Annotated in this window: 17 protein-coding genes; 8 read left to right on the top strand and 9 right to left on the bottom strand. The window is 70.5% G+C overall.

The window, feature by feature from the left end:
* Positions 1-40 precede the first annotated feature (40 nt).
* Positions 41-463, bottom strand: coding sequence for a MarR family winged helix-turn-helix transcriptional regulator (locus ACLQ2N_RS14700; protein ID WP_425812891.1), 423 nt, complete (start codon positions 461-463; stop codon positions 41-43).
* Between the two features lie 182 nt (positions 464-645).
* Here ACLQ2N_RS14700 and eno point away from each other — a divergent pair, with 182 nt between their 5' ends.
* The 3 genes from eno to ACLQ2N_RS14715 all read left to right on the top strand — a co-directional run bounded on the left by eno (position 646) and on the right by ACLQ2N_RS14715 (position 4,950).
* Complete coding sequence (gene eno, locus ACLQ2N_RS14705; protein WP_425812893.1) at positions 646-1,926, top strand: phosphopyruvate hydratase; 1,281 nt, start codon at positions 646-648, stop codon at positions 1,924-1,926.
* A 438-nt stretch (positions 1,927-2,364) separates the two neighbouring features.
* A complete protein-coding gene (locus ACLQ2N_RS14710; RefSeq protein WP_425812895.1) occupies positions 2,365-3,129 on the top strand; it encodes a DUF4097 family beta strand repeat-containing protein in 765 nt (254 codons plus the stop codon).
* 105 nt (positions 3,130-3,234) lie between these two features.
* The gene (locus tag ACLQ2N_RS14715; protein ID WP_425812896.1) at positions 3,235-4,950 is read left to right on the top strand and encodes a GAF domain-containing SpoIIE family protein phosphatase; all 1,716 of its coding nucleotides are present in this window, start codon (positions 3,235-3,237) and stop codon (positions 4,948-4,950) included.
* 146 nt (positions 4,951-5,096) lie between these two features.
* Here the strand turns inward: ACLQ2N_RS14715 and ACLQ2N_RS14720 are convergent, their stop codons facing one another.
* The 3 genes from ACLQ2N_RS14720 to ACLQ2N_RS14730 form a co-directional block, all read right to left on the bottom strand.
* Positions 5,097-5,633, bottom strand: a complete 537-nt coding sequence (locus ACLQ2N_RS14720) for a hypothetical protein (protein WP_425812897.1) — start codon at positions 5,631-5,633, stop codon at positions 5,097-5,099.
* 105 nt (positions 5,634-5,738) lie between these two features.
* A complete protein-coding gene (locus tag ACLQ2N_RS14725; protein ID WP_425812898.1) occupies positions 5,739-6,212 on the bottom strand; it encodes an NUDIX hydrolase in 474 nt (157 codons plus the stop codon).
* A 4-nt stretch (positions 6,213-6,216) separates the two neighbouring features.
* The gene (locus tag ACLQ2N_RS14730) at positions 6,217-6,960 is read right to left on the bottom strand and encodes a helix-turn-helix domain-containing protein (RefSeq protein WP_425812899.1); all 744 of its coding nucleotides are present in this window, start codon (positions 6,958-6,960) and stop codon (positions 6,217-6,219) included.
* 158 nt (positions 6,961-7,118) lie between these two features.
* On the opposite strand from ACLQ2N_RS14730, the gene ACLQ2N_RS14735 reads away from it, so the two are divergent.
* From ACLQ2N_RS14735 to hisS, 3 genes are all read left to right on the top strand, one after another.
* Positions 7,119-7,292, top strand: coding sequence for a hypothetical protein (locus ACLQ2N_RS14735; protein ID WP_425812901.1), 174 nt, complete (start codon positions 7,119-7,121; stop codon positions 7,290-7,292).
* An 87-nt stretch (positions 7,293-7,379) separates the two neighbouring features.
* Complete coding sequence (locus ACLQ2N_RS14740; protein ID WP_425812903.1) at positions 7,380-8,624, top strand: hypothetical protein; 1,245 nt, start codon at positions 7,380-7,382, stop codon at positions 8,622-8,624.
* Positions 8,625-8,670: 46 nt separating this feature from the next.
* Complete coding sequence (gene hisS / locus ACLQ2N_RS14745; protein ID WP_425812905.1) at positions 8,671-9,984, top strand: histidine--tRNA ligase; 1,314 nt, start codon at positions 8,671-8,673, stop codon at positions 9,982-9,984.
* A gap of 128 nt (positions 9,985-10,112) precedes the next feature.
* Here hisS and ACLQ2N_RS14750 read toward each other — a convergent pair whose 3' ends face one another.
* The 3 genes from ACLQ2N_RS14750 to ACLQ2N_RS14760 are packed head-to-tail and all read right to left on the bottom strand — an operon-like array spanning position 10,113 to position 11,679.
* The gene (locus ACLQ2N_RS14750) at positions 10,113-10,574 is read right to left on the bottom strand and encodes a TIGR03618 family F420-dependent PPOX class oxidoreductase (protein WP_425812907.1); all 462 of its coding nucleotides are present in this window, start codon (positions 10,572-10,574) and stop codon (positions 10,113-10,115) included.
* 41 nt (positions 10,575-10,615) lie between these two features.
* Positions 10,616-10,798, bottom strand: a complete 183-nt coding sequence (locus ACLQ2N_RS14755) for a DUF397 domain-containing protein (RefSeq protein ID WP_425812909.1) — start codon at positions 10,796-10,798, stop codon at positions 10,616-10,618.
* Positions 10,799-10,800: 2 nt separating this feature from the next.
* Positions 10,801-11,679 carry a helix-turn-helix domain-containing protein gene (locus ACLQ2N_RS14760; protein WP_425812911.1) on the bottom strand — a complete coding sequence of 293 codons (879 nt, stop codon included), beginning with the start codon at positions 11,677-11,679 and terminating at the stop codon, positions 10,801-10,803.
* Positions 11,680-11,885: 206 nt separating this feature from the next.
* On the opposite strand from ACLQ2N_RS14760, the gene ACLQ2N_RS14765 reads away from it, so the two are divergent.
* A complete protein-coding gene (locus tag ACLQ2N_RS14765; RefSeq protein ID WP_425812912.1) occupies positions 11,886-12,431 on the top strand; it encodes an ATP-binding protein in 546 nt (181 codons plus the stop codon).
* On the opposite strand, the gene ACLQ2N_RS14770 is transcribed toward ACLQ2N_RS14765, so the two are convergent.
* Positions 12,386-13,291, bottom strand: a complete 906-nt coding sequence (locus tag ACLQ2N_RS14770; RefSeq protein WP_425812914.1) for an NADP-dependent oxidoreductase — start codon at positions 13,289-13,291, stop codon at positions 12,386-12,388. The genes ACLQ2N_RS14765 and ACLQ2N_RS14770 overlap by 46 nt on opposite strands.
* A 70-nt stretch (positions 13,292-13,361) precedes the next feature.
* Here ACLQ2N_RS14770 and ACLQ2N_RS14775 point away from each other — a divergent pair, with 70 nt between their 5' ends.
* Positions 13,362-13,937 (top strand): TetR/AcrR family transcriptional regulator, encoded by a 576-nt coding sequence (locus tag ACLQ2N_RS14775; RefSeq protein ID WP_425812916.1) that lies wholly within the window; start codon positions 13,362-13,364, stop codon positions 13,935-13,937.
* An 84-nt stretch (positions 13,938-14,021) separates the two neighbouring features.
* Here the strand turns inward: ACLQ2N_RS14775 and ACLQ2N_RS14780 are convergent, their stop codons facing one another.
* Positions 14,022-14,681 carry a DUF4232 domain-containing protein gene (locus ACLQ2N_RS14780; protein WP_425812918.1) on the bottom strand — a complete coding sequence of 220 codons (660 nt, stop codon included), beginning with the start codon at positions 14,679-14,681 and terminating at the stop codon, positions 14,022-14,024.
* Positions 14,682-14,804: the final 123 nt, after the last annotated feature.

A 14,804-nucleotide genomic window follows, 5' to 3' on the forward strand; every position in this document is an offset into this window, starting at 1 on the left:
GCGGCGGGGCCGGTTTCCACGAGGGCGCCGGCCCCCGCACTCAGTGCGCCGCCAGCCGTCCGACGAGCCCGATCGCGCGGGCCAGCAACTCGCGCTCCTCGCCGCTCAGTTCCGCGTCGATCGCACGGGCCAGCCAGTCGGCCCGGCGCTCCCGCTCCTCCTCCAGGAGGGCACGCCCGGCCTCCGACAGCTCGACCAGGCTCTTGCGGCCGTCGGTGGGGTGGGCGCGGCGCGTGATCAGCCCCTGGTCCATCAGCAGCCCGACCGCGCGCGCCATGGACTGCGGCCGCACCCGCTGGTTGGCGGCGAGCTCGCTGGTGGTCAGGGCGCCGTTGCGGTCCAGCTCGCCGAGCACGGCCACCTGGCCGAGCGGCATCTGGTCCTCAAGCTTCACGCGGCGGGTGAGCTTGCCCATCGCTGTGCGCAGCTCGGCGGCGATGGAGGCGGATTCCGGGAGGGGCATACCGCACTTTAACGCGGGGGCGGAAACAGGACAGAGGACTGTACAGCAGAACTGAACAGCACATCTGAACAGCACATCTGAACAGCAGAGCTAAACAGCATTGCTGTAGAGTCGCTTCTCGCCGGGTCCCGCGCCACCGTCGTCGCAGCCGGACCGCGGCACGCGACAAGGGAAGGACTCCCATGACCGCCATCACCTCCGTCACCGGCCGCCGCGTCCTGGACAGCCGGGGCAACCCCACCGTCGAGGTGGACGTGGAGCTGTCGGACGGCTCGCTCGGCCGGGCCGCGGTCCCCTCCGGGGCGTCGACCGGCGCCCGCGAGGCCGTCGAACTGCGCGACGGCGACCCGGCCCGCTGGCACGGCAAGGGCGTCGACCGGGCCGTGCACCACGTCAACACGGAGCTCATCGAGGCCGTCATCGGCCGGGACGCGGAGGACCAGGCGGGGCTGGACGCCGCGCTCGTCGCGGCGGACGGCACCGCCACGAAGTCCCGGCTCGGCGCCAACGCGATCCTGGGCGTCTCGCTGGCCGCCGCCAAGGCCGCGGCGGCCGCGCACCGCCTGCCGCTGTACCGGTACCTGGGCGGGCCGGACGCCCGGCTGCTGCCCGTACCGATGATGAACATCGTCAACGGGGGCGCCCACGCCGACAATCCGCTGGACTTCCAGGAGTTCATGATCGCCCCGATCGGCGCGGAGACGTTCGCCGAGGCGGTCCGCATGGGCTCGGAGGTCTTCCACACCCTGCGCCGCGACCTGCTCGCCGCCGGCCACTCCACGGGCGTCGGCGACGAGGGCGGCTTCGCGCCTTCCCTCCGTACGGCGGAGGAGGCGCTGGACTTCGTCGTGGCGGCCGTCGAGCGCACGGGGTACCGGCCGGGCACGGACATCGGGCTCGTGATGGACCCGGCGACGTCGGAGTTCTTCCGCGACGGGGTGTACGACTACGCGGGCGAAGGCGTACGCCGCACCCCGGCGGAGCACGCCGACTACCTGGTGAAGCTGATCGACGCCTACCCCGTCGTGTCGGTCGAGGACGCCATGGCCGAGGACGACCTGGACGGCTGGCGCGAGCTGACCGCCCGCGTCGGCGACCGCTGCCAGCTCACCGGCGACGACGTCTTCTGCACGAACGACGCCCTGCTCCGCGAGGGCATCGCCTCCGGGGTCGCCAACTCGGTCCTGGTGAAGGTCAACCAGATCGGCACGCTGACGGAGGCGATGACCACGGTGTCCACCGCGCACCGCGCCGGCTACACGGTCGTCATGTCGCACCGCTCGGGCGAGACGGAGGACACCACGATCGCGGACCTGGCGGTCGCCACGGGCTGCGGCCAGATCAAGACCGGCTCCCTGTCCCGGTCCGACCGCACCGCCAAGTACAACCAGCTGATCCGCATCGAGGAGGAGCTGGGCGAGAGCGCCCGGTACGCGGGCACCGAGGCGCTGCGCCGCCGCTAGAGCGTGTCCGGCGGGTCGCCGCCGGCCCACGACGATCCGCCGGACAGGGCGGTACGCCTGGAACGATCGGGGCGTGCCGGAGCCCTGGCGGCCGTTGCCGCAGGCGCGTAACATCCGGTCGGTCCCGGCCCCTTGAGCCTCGTGAGCCTCAGGGGCCACGGCAGGAACGGTCATACGACCCCAAGGGGGACCAGGGTGTCAGCGCTTCCCACGATCATCGTCGTCGTCTTTCTGGCCCTGCTGGTGATCTGGATCATCTCGGCGTTCACCGGCGGGCGCGGCGGCCGCGGTTGACGCGTGCCACGCCGCTGACGGCGGAGCGGCGCCGGGCCGCGGTCAGCCGGGTCCCGGACCGGTGCGCGGACGCGGGAGTGGTGGAGCGCCGGGCCCCGCGGTCACCCGGGCCGTAAGTCCCCGCTTCCGGGGCACACGCCTTCCATGACCTCATCGCGGAGCGAAGCGAAGGGCCGGGCGGTCCTGGCCGGGTGCGCGCTGCTGGTGCTGTCCGCCTGCGGCCACGACGGCCCGGACGCGCGGGGAGCGGAATTCCGGACGGCCGACCTCGCGCAGGACACCCGGCTCGTCATCACCACCCAGGGCGGTGTGCGGGTCGTCGGGACGGACGGGGACCGCGTCACGGTGGACGACTCGGTTCTCGCGCACGGGGACGACGGGGAGGGGCGTACGTACACCCTCGACCTGCCGTGCGACGAGGGCGACGACCGGGCCCGGGACAACTGCGGCGGCATGCCGCTCGTACGCGTACCCGCCGGGGTCGCGCTCACCGTGCGGGCGCGCAACGCGGGGATCGACGTCAGCGACGTACGGGGCGGGCTGAGCCTCAGCACCGTCAACGGCGACGTCACCGTGCAGGACTCCGGCGCGAAGGACGCCCGTCAGCACCTGGTCACCCGGAACGGGTCCGTCCGCGCGACCGGCCTCCGGGGCGCCGGCATCGACGCCGAAACGGTCAACGGCGACGTGGACGTAGGCTGCGCCACCGCCCCGGCCGCGCTCAGCGGCATCACCCGCAACGGCTCCGCGCGCGTGACGCTCCCGGCCGACGCACCGGCGTACGCGGCCGACGCGCACACCGTCAACGGGCGCTCGACCACGGACGTCCCGACGGCCGAGCGCTCGGACCACGCGCACCGCCTCACTCTGCGTACCGTCAACGGCGACACGGAGGCCCGGCGGGGGTAGGGGCGCCGCCGCAGGCCAGGACATCGCGAACTATCGCCCGTATATTCGTAAAATGCGCTTTATGGGCATCGCGCCTTTCCTCCCCGCCCGGACGGAGGCCCCGGGGTGAGGGACCCCGGAAGGCTGGAGGCGCTGCGGCTGGCCGGGCTGACCTCGGCGGCCGATCCCGGCATGGACCGGTTCGCGCGGCTCGTCTCCCGCCTGCTGCGCGTCCCGGTCTCCCTGGTCTCGCTCCTGGAGCCCGACCGGCAGGTGTTCCCCGGCATGGTCGGGATGTCCGGCCCCTGGGCGGACCGGCGGGAGACCCCGCTCAGCCACTCCTTCTGCCAGCATGTCGTCGCGGACGGCGGCCCGCTGGTCCTCAGTGACACCCGGGCGCACCCCCGCACCTGCGCCAGCCTCGCCATCCCCGATCTCCGGGTGGTCGCGTACGCCGGTATGCCGCTCACCGACGCCGACGGACGGGTGCTCGGATCGCTCTGCGCCATCGACCACCACCCCCGGGAGTGGACGGCGGACGAGCTGCACGACCTGGAGGACCTCACCGCCGCCTGCTCGATGGAGCTGCGGCTGAGGATCGCGACGGAGCTGATCCAGCGGGACCGCGACCATGCCGGTCTGCTGCTGCGTGCCTCGGTCGAACTCGCCCGCGCCCTCGATCCGACCGACCTCGTCCGCCGCCTCCGCCAGCTGTTCAAGGGCCCCGCCGAGCCCGCGTTCGTGGGTCTGCTGCTGGCCGACGGCGAGGGGTTGTGGCGGGTCGTCGACCCGGACGACGTACGCCCTGCGGAGAGCGCCATCGACCGTCTGGACCGGGACGCGGCGTTCCCCAGCGCTCTGGCCATGCGGGAGCAGCGCACCGTCTTCGTGCCGGACCGCGCGACGCTCGTGGCCGGCTTCGGGCCCGAGGCCGTCGCCGGGTACGACTCGCTGGGCCTCCAGTCCGCCCTGTGCGTCCCGCTGCCGGACGCCCACGGCGTGCTGACGTGGTGCTGGACCCGCCCGCACGTCATGGCACCGACCGAGGAGGCGGTCCTCACGAGCGTGGCGGGGTACGTCAGCCAGGCCGTGGAGCGCACCCGCTTCGTCGCCAACCGGCTCAGCACGGCCGAGCAGCTCCAGGCCGCGATGCTGACGGAGCTGCCGGACGTGCCCGGCCTGGACATGGCGGCCCTGTACCTGCCCGCCGCCGACCAGGACATGGTGGGCGGGGACTGGTACGACGCCTATCCGCTGCCCACGTCCCTCATGATCTCGATCGGCGACGTGATCGGCCACGACGTCCGGGCCGCCGCCGTGATGGGCCAGATCCGCAGCATGCTCCGCCAGGCCAGCCTGGACGACCCGGCCCACTCACCCGCCGCCGCCCTGCACGCCATCGACCAGGCCATCGACGTCCTGCCCCTGGGCGCGGGCGCCACGGCGGTGCACGCCCGCCTCGACCGCGACGCCGGCCGCTGGAGCCTGACCTGGTCCAACGCCGGACACCCCCCGCCGCTCCTCCACACCCCGGGCTCGGGCGTCGCGCCCCTGTACGGCCACGACCTCCTCCTGCTCGGCCTGCCGGACGCCCCACCCCGCGAGGACCACACCCAGGACCTGCCCCCCGGCAGCGTGCTCCTGCTCTACACCGACGGCCTGGTCGAGCGCCGCGACGAGGACATCGACGCGTGCACCGCCCACACGGCCGCCGTACTCGCCGACCACGCGGACCAGCCCCTGCCCCTCCTCCTCCAGGCCCTCTCCGCCGGACTCGCGGAGATCCCGCACCGGGACGACGTGGCGGTACTCGTCATCCGGGTCACTCAGCCCGGAGGGTGACGGGGCGACGAACCGGATTACTCCACGGCAGGGAAGTCAGCCTCGCGCACTCTCGACCAGGTGTCAGGCATGGAGGCCATCCCCTCATCATGCCCAAAGCCGCTCGCATCAGTGCCTGTTCACGGCACCACCGCCGCGGACGACTGTCAGACGCGGCCTCCGCCGGCCGCCTCCAGCGCCTCGGCCACCGCCTGCTCCAGTGAGCCATCGGTGACCCAGCGGTTCTTCCCGCCGGCCAGGGACGCGACGGCCCGCCCGACCCATTCCGGGTCGCCGAGGAGACCCAGCCTCCCCTCATCGGTGAGCCGCCGCAGCAGGGCCTCCAGCCGGAGAGCGTCCACCGCCCGGTAGGGACGCGCGTGCTGGTCGAAGCGCAGCTGGTGGTCCTCGTACGGGTCGCGCAGGGTCATGTGGAGCCAGGCCCCGTCGCGGTCGGCGACCAGGCCCTTCAGCGTGTACTTGCCTCGGCTGCTCGTGTTCCGGGCGTGCTTGCCCCAGGTGATCCTGATCCCGGTCATGACCCTGGCCCAGGGCACCAACTGCCCTTCGACGTCGGGCTCGTGCTGCTGGAACCCGTCCGGACGCAGCTCCACCCAATGGCCGCTGGGCCGTGCGGAGTCCCCGATCCCCCAACGCCCGTCGGCCAGTTCCAGTGGTCCCAGGGATGCGTGGTCCGCCATCATGCGGTCATTGCATCACGCGTTCGACGCGCTACGGCTCCGCCTGCGTCAACGAGGAGGCGGGCCGGTGGCACCCCTGCGTACCCACGAGAAACCGGAACGCGACTGTCAGCCCAGATACGGGTGCTCGCGCGCTTCCAGATAGTGGCCGAGGCGCAGCCGCTGTGTGTGGTGCATCGGCAGCGCGTCCACATCTTCGGGCGCCACGAAGCGCAGCTCAGTCGACTCGTCCGACAGCGTCAGCCGGCCACCGGTGACCCGGGCCGTGAAGCACACATTGAACTGCCGGCGCACCTCGCCGTCGCTGTACGCGATGACGTGCCTCGGGTCGGTGTACGTACCGACGAGCCCGGTGATCTCCACATCGAGCCCGGTCTCCTCCTTCACCTCGCGCACCGCCGTACCGGGCAGCGAGTCGGTCATGTCCATCCCGCCCCCGGGCAGCGCCCACAGCCCGTTGTCGCAACGGCGCTGAAGCAGGATGCGGCCGGCTTCGTCAGTGACGACCGCCGAGGCGGCGACGACGAGGCTGTTGGGCTCCGGGGCGCCCGGGTCGTCGTAGTACTCCGTACGGCGTGACATACGCTCAGCCTTCCTGAACGGGGGTGGCGGTGGACCAGATCGCGTCGAAGGACGCCGCATAGGTCGTGAACATGCCCTCGTCACTCTGCCGGCGCAGATGCCACAAGGGCGCGGCGTAGGCGCTTACACCCCAGACGTGCGCGTTGACCAGGAGCTGGTCATCCGCCCGGTACAGCGAGTTGTAAAGGGTCGTCGCGTGCGTACGCACATCGATGCCAGGAACGCCGACGAGAGGGCGAAAGTGCATCAGGGCCAGGCGGCAACGCGACTCGATGCCGTGTCCGTACCGTTCCTCCCGGCCGCGCTGACTGACGTGGTCGCTGTCCGCGTCACCCAGTGCGATTCGTACGGTGCAGCCGGCGGCTGAGCGCTCGCTGAGGAGATCGTTCAGCCTGGGGTACGCCTCGTGCAGGTGCACGGCGGCGTAGACAAGAATGTCGATGCGCTCGCGGGCCCGAGCGAACAGTTCGATGAAGGCAGAGACAGGCAAGTCCGCGCGCTGATCGTAAACGGCGATGAGTTCAGGACTGGCGGCGCGAGCTGGGCGCGCCTGTCGTATCGCCGGCCAGAGCGCGTGCACGTCCTCCCCCAACTTCTCAGCCGCCCTCACGGCGGTCCTGCGACGCGGGACCCGGCCGAGGTTGACCCACCGTTCGACGGACTTCGGGTCGACGCCGACCTTCTCGGCGAGGCTGCCGTAGGTGAAGCCGGCCGCGGCCATCGCTTCTCGTAATCGCTCGTTCTGCATGGACAGTCTCCCCCTCGATACCGGGACGGCGCCACGGACGTTGCCAGGACGCTCTACCCGACGCGGGACGTCCCGATGTGGTCTTTAAGCGAGGTTTCACCGTCCCACCGACGGGTTTCAGTATCGGGGCCCGCACCTTCAACGAAGGAGGAATCCGAATGTCCCCACAACAGGCACGCACCGAGGCGGCCACCGCTGCGGCGGAGCGCTTCGACATCCAGTCACTGGCTGAGGTCCTGGCGCGCACGCTCCCGCAGGCCGGACTGGACCGCATGACCTCGGAGAAGGTCGAAGAAGTCCTGGCCGTCACAGCGCTGACCGCGCACATCTAGAAGCAGCGGCCCCGTCCCTGTGCCCCCTCAGGGGCGGGGCCGACTGCGCACAGTCACAGCGCATATCCGACGACACTGGAGACGCACATGGTCACGCTCGATCAGGTCACGATGCTGTTCTCGCAAGGCGCCCGGAGCCCGAAATCCCAGGACCTGTTGACACTGGCCGACGTCCTTCTCGCTCACCGGCTTCCCCCCAGCCTGTTCCAGGCATACGAGGTACCCGGCGACGGCAGCCTCAAGCCGATCCCCATTTCGGCGACCTTGGCAGAGGTGCAGGACGACCGGCAGGTCATTCTTCAGTGCATCCGTAATACCGACATCGACGCGATCGATCCCGGCAAGGTGGAGACCGTGGAACATGGCCGGAATCCGGCCGTCGCGATGTACGACTTCCAGTGGGCCGACGATGCGAAACGCCCCACTCATCGCGTCCACACCCTGGATGCCGAGCAGGCGCAGGAGATCGTCTTCACCAGGATCTGCGACTTCCTCACCGACCACACCGCGACTCCGCCTCTGGTGGCCGGAATCTCCGGCGGCGGTGACTCCAATACCCTCGTGCAGGGCACCCAGCGCTACGTGTCCAAGCACGGTTTGGACCCGTCGAAAGTGGTGTGCTTCACGCTGACGATGATGCCGATCTGGCCCGAAGCGGCCACCGAGCGGGCAGCAGCTCTCTGTGCGGAGGCAGGCTTCACGCACCGGGTACTGCACCCCGACGAGATCGCGATGTTGCTGGGGATGAGCAAAGGCCCGGACGAGCTGTGGCGTGAACTTTCCAGCCGTTACAGTCCGGACCTTGCACATTTCTTCGCCACGTTCCTGATCAACCTCGCCGGCCGGGCGATCTGCGAGGAGATCGGCGGATCTCGGCTGATGGTCGGCTACAACCGCGAGGACGTCGCGGCGGAACTGTTGTTCTGCCTGATCAACGGCCGCCGTCCCATGCCGTTTCCGGTCCGCCGCACCGGGAACACTGACGTCTTGATGCCCGTCTGGGACGTCCCCAAGGGCATGCTCGATTCCTGCTACCCGCGCTTCTCGGAGGAGAATTACAGCGAACGGGTGGACTCCTCCGCCGTCCGCCGGTCGTCGATCTACTACATGGCCCACGGCATCGACGCCCTCGTGCCCTCCATGTCGCTGTCGCTGATGACCGGCGTGCAGAAGCTGATGGACCAGTTGAGCGGCTGGGAACAGCTCACGGAGATCGAAGGAACCCCACTGATGCACACCGGCTACGGCGACCAGGGGCAAGTGGACGAACTGCTGTCGACGCTGGCGCGATACTTCCCCAGCTGGCGCCTCTCCCACTCAACAGCGAAGTAGGCTACGCGCATTCAACCGACCTAGACGCCAACGGAGTGCACCGCGCATGGGCAAGGCCGCTCAGCCCCCGTCCGGAACCCGCGACTTCCTCGCAGACGACCTCCGTCGCCGTAAGTATGCGTTCGACACTCTGGCCGAGATCTTCGAACGCTACGGCTTCGACCCGCTGGAGACTCCGGCGTTCGAGAACCTTTCGGTGATCACCGGAAAGTACGGCGAGGAGGCCGCCCGCCTGATCTTCAAGATCCTCAAGCGCGGTATCCACGAGTCCAGCGGGCAGGCGGACCTTGCCTTGCGCTACGACCACACGGTTCCCCTGGCTCGCGTCATCGCGACCCACGGATCGAAGCTGCCGCAGCCCTACAAGCGCTACGCCATCGGCCCGGTGTGGCGCGCGGACCGCCCGCAGGACGGCCGTTTCCGAGAATTCGTTCAGTGCGACATCGACACGGTCGGCTCCCGTTCACCGCTGGCGGACGCCGAAATCGTCCTCGCGCTCGCGGACGGCCTCGACGCCCTCGGCGTCGAGGGCTTCACTTTCAACGTCAACTCGCGTCGGGCGCTGCACGCGCTGCTGGATGTCTACGGTGTCACTCCGCAAGCGGGGACGACCGTGCTGGCCATTCTGGACAAGCTCGACAAGGTGAGCCCGGACGCCGTCGCCAAGGAGTTGGCGACCGGCGCGGCCGGGTTGCCGACGGAGACTGCCGACAGCCTCGTCGCCGACGTCACCGCCGACGACCGCGACGTCATCCGCGAACGTTTGTCCTCCACCGAGGACGGGACAGCCGGTCTGGCCGAGATCGACACTCTCATCCAACTGGTGACCGATGCCGGCCTCGCGGCCGGCCGGATCGCCTACAACCCGAGCATGGTTCGTGGGCTGGACTACTACACCGGCGTGATCTATGAGGCGACCGCCCCCTCCTACCCGGGCTCCATTTGCGCGGGTGGCCGCTACGACAAACTGGTCGCCACGCTCGGCGGTCCGGACATGCCCGCTTGCGGTGGTTCCATCGGCGTCGAGCGCATCCTCGCCATCCAGAGCCACGAGACCGCCTCCCCTCGCGGACTGGACGTCGCCGTTCCCGCACTCCTCGATGAAGCCTCCGTGGCAACCCTGGCCGCGCAGTTGCGGCGCGAGGGCCTGCGCACCGGTGTCTTTCTCGGTGCATCGAAGAAGCTGGCCCGCCAACTGAAGTGGGCGGCCGATCAGCACGCCCGCGTCGTCGCGATCGTGGGGCCCGACGAGGAGGCTGCCGGAAACGTCACGGTACGGAACATGACGACTGGCGAGCAGACCACTGTGGCCCGAGCGGCAGTGGCAGACCATGTGCGCCAGTTGCTGGCGGACCGTTAGAACGGCCCTCCACGGCGGGTTCCTCGCTCCGGGCACCGGTTCGCCGGCGCCCGGAGATTTCGACGCTGACAGCCCAACGACGCCCGCACGGGAGACTGATGGGCCGCGATCGCCGCTGCGCGGGGTCCCTACGCTCCCGTCACGTCCAGAGCCGTTCCGTACAGCCGGTCCGCCTTCAGTCGGATGACCACCCGGCGCTCGGCCACCAGCTGCTCAAGGAACACGTCCTCGTCCTCGGGTCGCGCGGCCGGCGGGATCACGGCGAGGAGTTCTCGCCCGACCGCGTCGCCCGGAGTGGTGGTGACCTCGGAGACCTCTGCCGTACCCTCGGCCACCGCGAACGACCACACGTCATCGCCCAGTACGTGCAGCGCCGCGTGCGGGTCGCGGCGCAGGTGCGAGACCTTGACCCGTTCCGCGGTCGTGGAGAACCGCGCGACGCGGGCCTCCGCGTCCCAGCTGTACAGCATGGTCGTCAGGTGCGGGTGGCCGCTGCGCTTGACGGTGGCGAGCGTGCCGAACTGCTGCGTCCCCAGCAGTTCGGACAGGGCGGCGTCGGACAGGGAGCGCGGCGCGGGTCCTTGAGTCATGTCCGCACCAACACGCCGGGCCGCCGCCCCCATTCCCACGTCTACGGCCGCGCGGCCAGCGACGCCCGAAACGCGTCCCATGCGGTGGGGGCGAGTACGAGGACGGGTCCGGCGGCCCGCTTCGAGTCGCGGACGGCGACGGTGCCGGTGACGTTGCGGGCCACCTCGACGCACTCGCCGTTTCCACTGCTGTAGCTGGACTTGACGAACTCGAAGTGCGGCACGACTACAACTCCTTGCGGATACGTCCCATCAGAGCGATGGAATCGCGGGGAGCGAGTCCGTTTCTGGCGATACGACTGAACGTGACGTTGTGCCGCTCGGCGTCCGTCTCGCTCTCCAGCCACAGCGTAGACGACGTGGTGTCCATGTAAACCACGTCCATCGCCCCTGGTTCAGCGAACGATACGACGCTGAACGCGCCGGTCATGCCGGGGTGGGAGCCAGCGAGGAACGGCACAATTTGCACCGTGACATTTGGCTCATTGGCGGCCTCCTCCAGCCGCTCCAATTGGGCGCGCATCACGTCGCGGCCTCCGACGAGCTGACGCAGGGCGCCCTCCGAGACGATCGCCCACAGCGCGAGCGGGTTGTCGTCCGCCAGACGCTCCTGCCGTGCGATCTTGGCCTCGACGAAGCGCTCGATCTCGTCCGGGTCGTCCCAGTCCGCGTTGCCCACAGCGAGCGCCCGCGCGTAGTCCGGAGTCTGGAGCAGGCCGGGCACAAAGGCGCCCTGCCACGTCCTGATCTGGGTCGCGATGTCTTCGAGGGCCACGTACTCAACCAGCGACCGCAGCTCCGGGTATTGGTTCCACCAGCCCTTCGCTTTGCGACGTTCGCGGTCCAGTCGGGCCACTTCCAGCAACCGGCCGATCAGCTTGGAGTCCGTGAGGCCATAGAACTCGCACAGCGTGCGGATGTCCGGATCCCTCATCGGAACCCACCCGCGCTCCATCTTGACGATCTTCGAGTTCGTGGCACTGATGACCTGGGCAGCCTGCTGCTGAGTCTTGCCCGAGGCGTCCCTCAAGCGCAGCAGTTCGCTACCGAGCCTGCGGCCCAGGACAGTTGACGACCGATTGCCTAGCTGAGTCGCTCGATTCACCGGGCCAGTCTCTCGCGCCGCGAGCAGCGTCGTCGACCACCCCTCACCCGCTGGAGACAATTGTCTCCGTTTCACTTGCCCTGAGCGTGCGGCAGTCGCTACTTTCAGTACAGACCCGCTGGCACAGCGCTAGCACCGGCGGAAGCGCACCGGCCTGCCCCCGGGCAGCACCGGCATTGCCACCGCTCCACACAGAAGGGCCCCCCATGACCGCAGCCCAAGAGGTTCCCGAGGACAACCCGCCGCTTCACGACGACCTCCTCGACTACACCCCCACCGCCCGCAGCGTCACCCTCGCCCGCCGACGCGCCGCGCGGCTCGTCGGTGAATGGGGGCACGCCGACCGCGCTGGCGAAGTCGCGCTCCTGGTATCCGAGTTGGCCACCAACGCGCTCATCCACGGCAGCCTGCGCGGCCGGCTCTTCCGGGTCCACCTCATCCTCACCGGCGGAGCCATCCGTATCGAGGTCAGCGACCCCCGAGGGGAACGGCTCCCGGGACTCCGCGAGGCGGAGCGGGACGAGTGCTACGGGCGCGGGCTCGTCCTCGTGGACGCCGTCGCCGACCGGTGGGGCGTCGAGCCGCGCACCGTGGGCAAGACCGTGTTCGCCGAACTCGCGCTACGGACGGCGGAGGCGGTGCCCAGGGGCCCGCACCGGCTCGGCGCGGACCCCTCCGGCCCGCCGGAGGCCGGGCCGGTCCCCGGTCAGGCGGCGGGCCCGACGACGATGACCCGCCGGCCACGCGTGTGACCCGCCTGGCTGTCCGCGTGCGCCTGGGCCGCCTCGGCAAGGCCGTACGACTTCTCGACCGGGATGTGCAGCCGCCCCCGTGCGATGAGGCCCACCGCCTCCGCGAGCGCGTCCGGGACGCTCCCGGCCACGCCGGAGAACCGGACGCCGAACTCCGGCGCGCCGAGATCGGCGATGGTGATCACCCTGCACGGGTCCCCCGTCAGCTCGACCAGTTCTCGGATCACGCCCGAGCCGGCCAGATCGAGGGCCGCGTCGACCCGCCCGAGCCTCCGCACCCGCTCGACCCAGCCCTCTCCGTACGTCGTGGCGAGCGCGCCCAGACTGCGCAGGTAGTCCTGGTTCGCCGCCCCGCCGGTGCCGATCACCGCGATGCCCCGGTCGCGGGCGATCTGCAGCACCGCCGACCCGACTCCCCCGGACGCCCCGCTGACCAGCAGCGTCTCGCCCGGCCGTACGCCGACCTGGCCGATGACGCGCAGAGCGGTCTCCACCACGGACGGATACCCGGCCGCCTCCGCGAACGACAGCCCCTCGGGCATCCGGGCCCACGCCGACAGCACGGCGAACTCGGCGTAGGTGTCAGCCCCTTCGCCGAACACGCGGTCGCCGGTCTCCACGCCCTCGACACCCTCACCCACCTCGTCCACGATCCCGGCGGCGTCCAGCCCCACGCCGGAAGGCAGCACGGTCGGATGGGCACCCAGGACCTGCCCCTCGCGAACCCTCCAGTCGACGGGGTTCACCCCTGCCGCCCGCACGGCGATACGTATCCGGCCGGGGCCCGCGTGGGGCTCCTCGGCATCGATGAGGCGCAGGACCTGGGGGCCGCCGAACTCGGCGAAGCTCACTTTCTTCATACCGGGGACGCTAGCACTAACGGTTAGTGTTTTGAAACGGTTACGGATACGTACCTGATAGCGTGAGCGCATGACCGTGCAGCCCGGACGCCGCGAGCGCAAGAAGGCCGCGACCCGCCAGAAGATCGCCGACACCGCCCTGCGGCTTTTCCTGGAACGCGGATACGACGCGGTGGGCATCCGTGACATCGCCGCCGAGGCCGACGTGGCCGTCACCACGCTCTTCTCCCACTTCGCCTCGAAAGAGGCCCTGGTGTTCGAACAGGACGCCGACTTCGAGCACCGGCTGGCGCAGGCGGTCACCGGCCGCGCACCGGACGAACCGCTCATGCCCGCACTGCGCCGCGAGATGCACGCCATGGTGCGGCACTGCACGGGGGACGGCGCCGCCCCCGTCTGGCGCATGATCGACGGATCGGCCTCTTTGCGGGAGTACGAGGAATCGATGAGGCTGCGGCACGCGGAGTCGCTGGCGACGGCCATCGCCGCGGACCCAGGGCTGTCCCGGACCCCGACGGCCTGCCGGACGATCGCCGGATTCGTGGTCGCCGCGCACGCGCTGGCCCGCGAGGCGGCCGATCCGGAGGCCGCGGTGGACGAGATCTTCGGGATGATCGAGGCGGCCTGGGACTCCACGGCCCCCTGAGGGCCCTGGCCGACGTACGGACGAGGGGCCCCGCACCGTCACGGGACCCCTCGTCGATGTGCCCGAGGGCACGGACCGTACGGCTCAGCCGCCCTGCCCCGCGCTGCCGATCGGGCCGACCGTCACGGGGTCGCCCGAGCCGTCCGTGACGGGGAGCGAGGGCTTGCCCGGCCAGGCGAGGGTGACCGACTTCGTCTCGTTGGGCGGGGTCACCACCAGCCCGGTGATGCGGACGCCGGAGCCGCCCGTCTCGTTGAGCGGGTAGTTGACGGCGAAGGCGATCGTCTTGCCGTTCTTCAGGACGTACGGGTCTGCGGGCGCGCCCTTGCGCTCGGCGGAGATCGTGCCCGCGTTGGTCTTGAGGTCGACGCCCGCGAACCCCGCGACCACGCAGTCCTGGCCGCTGGTGTTCTTCATCTCCACCGCGACGGTCGCGTCGGGGTCGCCGTCGATGTAGTTGTCCTTCGCCGTGATCGCCAGCCCGGCGGTGGCGCACTTGGCGGTCTTGCCCTGCGTGTCCTGCTCGGCCGGCCCCGCCCCGGCGGCGGTGTCCTTCCCGCTGTCCGCGTCCGAACCGCTCGCGCCCGAGCCGCCCGAAGTCGGACCACCACCCGAGGGGGACGCGGTCGCGACCGACGACGGGTCGGTCTGCGCCGCGGCGTCGTCGCCGTCGTTCTGGCAGGCCGTGAGCGAGAGGCCCGCGACGACGGCCAGGGCGGCGAGGGTGATCTGGTGAGCGCGCATCGTTGTGTCCTCGGTATCCGTTGACAGTGCCGGCCGCTCGGCCGGGGTCGCCCGAGCGAACGCTTCTGATCAGCAAGAACCGTGCGGGACGGCGGTACGTTGCGCCCGAGCGGCGGCTAATAC

Origin of the sequence: Streptomyces sp. DT224 (genome assembly GCF_049844595.1) — a bacterium.
GTDB lineage: Bacteria > Actinomycetota > Actinomycetes > Streptomycetales > Streptomycetaceae > Streptomyces.

What these genes read in the sequence shown, in the direction of transcription:
- ACLQ2N_RS14700 (WP_425812891.1), bottom strand. Translation starts at nt 463, where the DNA reads ATGCCCCTCCCGGAATCCGCCTCCATCGCCGCCGAGCTGCGCACAGCG.
- eno (WP_425812893.1), top strand. Translation starts at nt 646, where the DNA reads ATGACCGCCATCACCTCCGTCACCGGCCGCCGCGTCCTGGACAGCCGG.
- ACLQ2N_RS14710 (WP_425812895.1), top strand. Translation starts at nt 2,365, where the DNA reads ATGACCTCATCGCGGAGCGAAGCGAAGGGCCGGGCGGTCCTGGCCGGG.
- ACLQ2N_RS14720 (WP_425812897.1), bottom strand. Translation starts at nt 5,633, where the DNA reads ATGATGGCGGACCACGCATCCCTGGGACCACTGGAACTGGCCGACGGG.
- ACLQ2N_RS14725 (WP_425812898.1), bottom strand. Translation starts at nt 6,212, where the DNA reads ATGTCACGCCGTACGGAGTACTACGACGACCCGGGCGCCCCGGAGCCC.
- ACLQ2N_RS14730 (WP_425812899.1), bottom strand. Translation starts at nt 6,960, where the DNA reads ATGCAGAACGAGCGATTACGAGAAGCGATGGCCGCGGCCGGCTTCACC.
- ACLQ2N_RS14735 (WP_425812901.1), top strand. Translation starts at nt 7,119, where the DNA reads ATGTCCCCACAACAGGCACGCACCGAGGCGGCCACCGCTGCGGCGGAG.
- ACLQ2N_RS14740 (WP_425812903.1), top strand. Translation starts at nt 7,380, where the DNA reads ATGGTCACGCTCGATCAGGTCACGATGCTGTTCTCGCAAGGCGCCCGG.
- hisS (WP_425812905.1), top strand. Translation starts at nt 8,671, where the DNA reads ATGGGCAAGGCCGCTCAGCCCCCGTCCGGAACCCGCGACTTCCTCGCA.
- ACLQ2N_RS14750 (WP_425812907.1), bottom strand. Translation starts at nt 10,574, where the DNA reads ATGACTCAAGGACCCGCGCCGCGCTCCCTGTCCGACGCCGCCCTGTCC.
- ACLQ2N_RS14765 (WP_425812912.1), top strand. Translation starts at nt 11,886, where the DNA reads ATGACCGCAGCCCAAGAGGTTCCCGAGGACAACCCGCCGCTTCACGAC.
- ACLQ2N_RS14770 (WP_425812914.1), bottom strand. Translation starts at nt 13,291, where the DNA reads ATGAAGAAAGTGAGCTTCGCCGAGTTCGGCGGCCCCCAGGTCCTGCGC.
- ACLQ2N_RS14775 (WP_425812916.1), top strand. Translation starts at nt 13,362, where the DNA reads ATGACCGTGCAGCCCGGACGCCGCGAGCGCAAGAAGGCCGCGACCCGC.
- ACLQ2N_RS14780 (WP_425812918.1), bottom strand. Translation starts at nt 14,681, where the DNA reads ATGCGCGCTCACCAGATCACCCTCGCCGCCCTGGCCGTCGTCGCGGGC.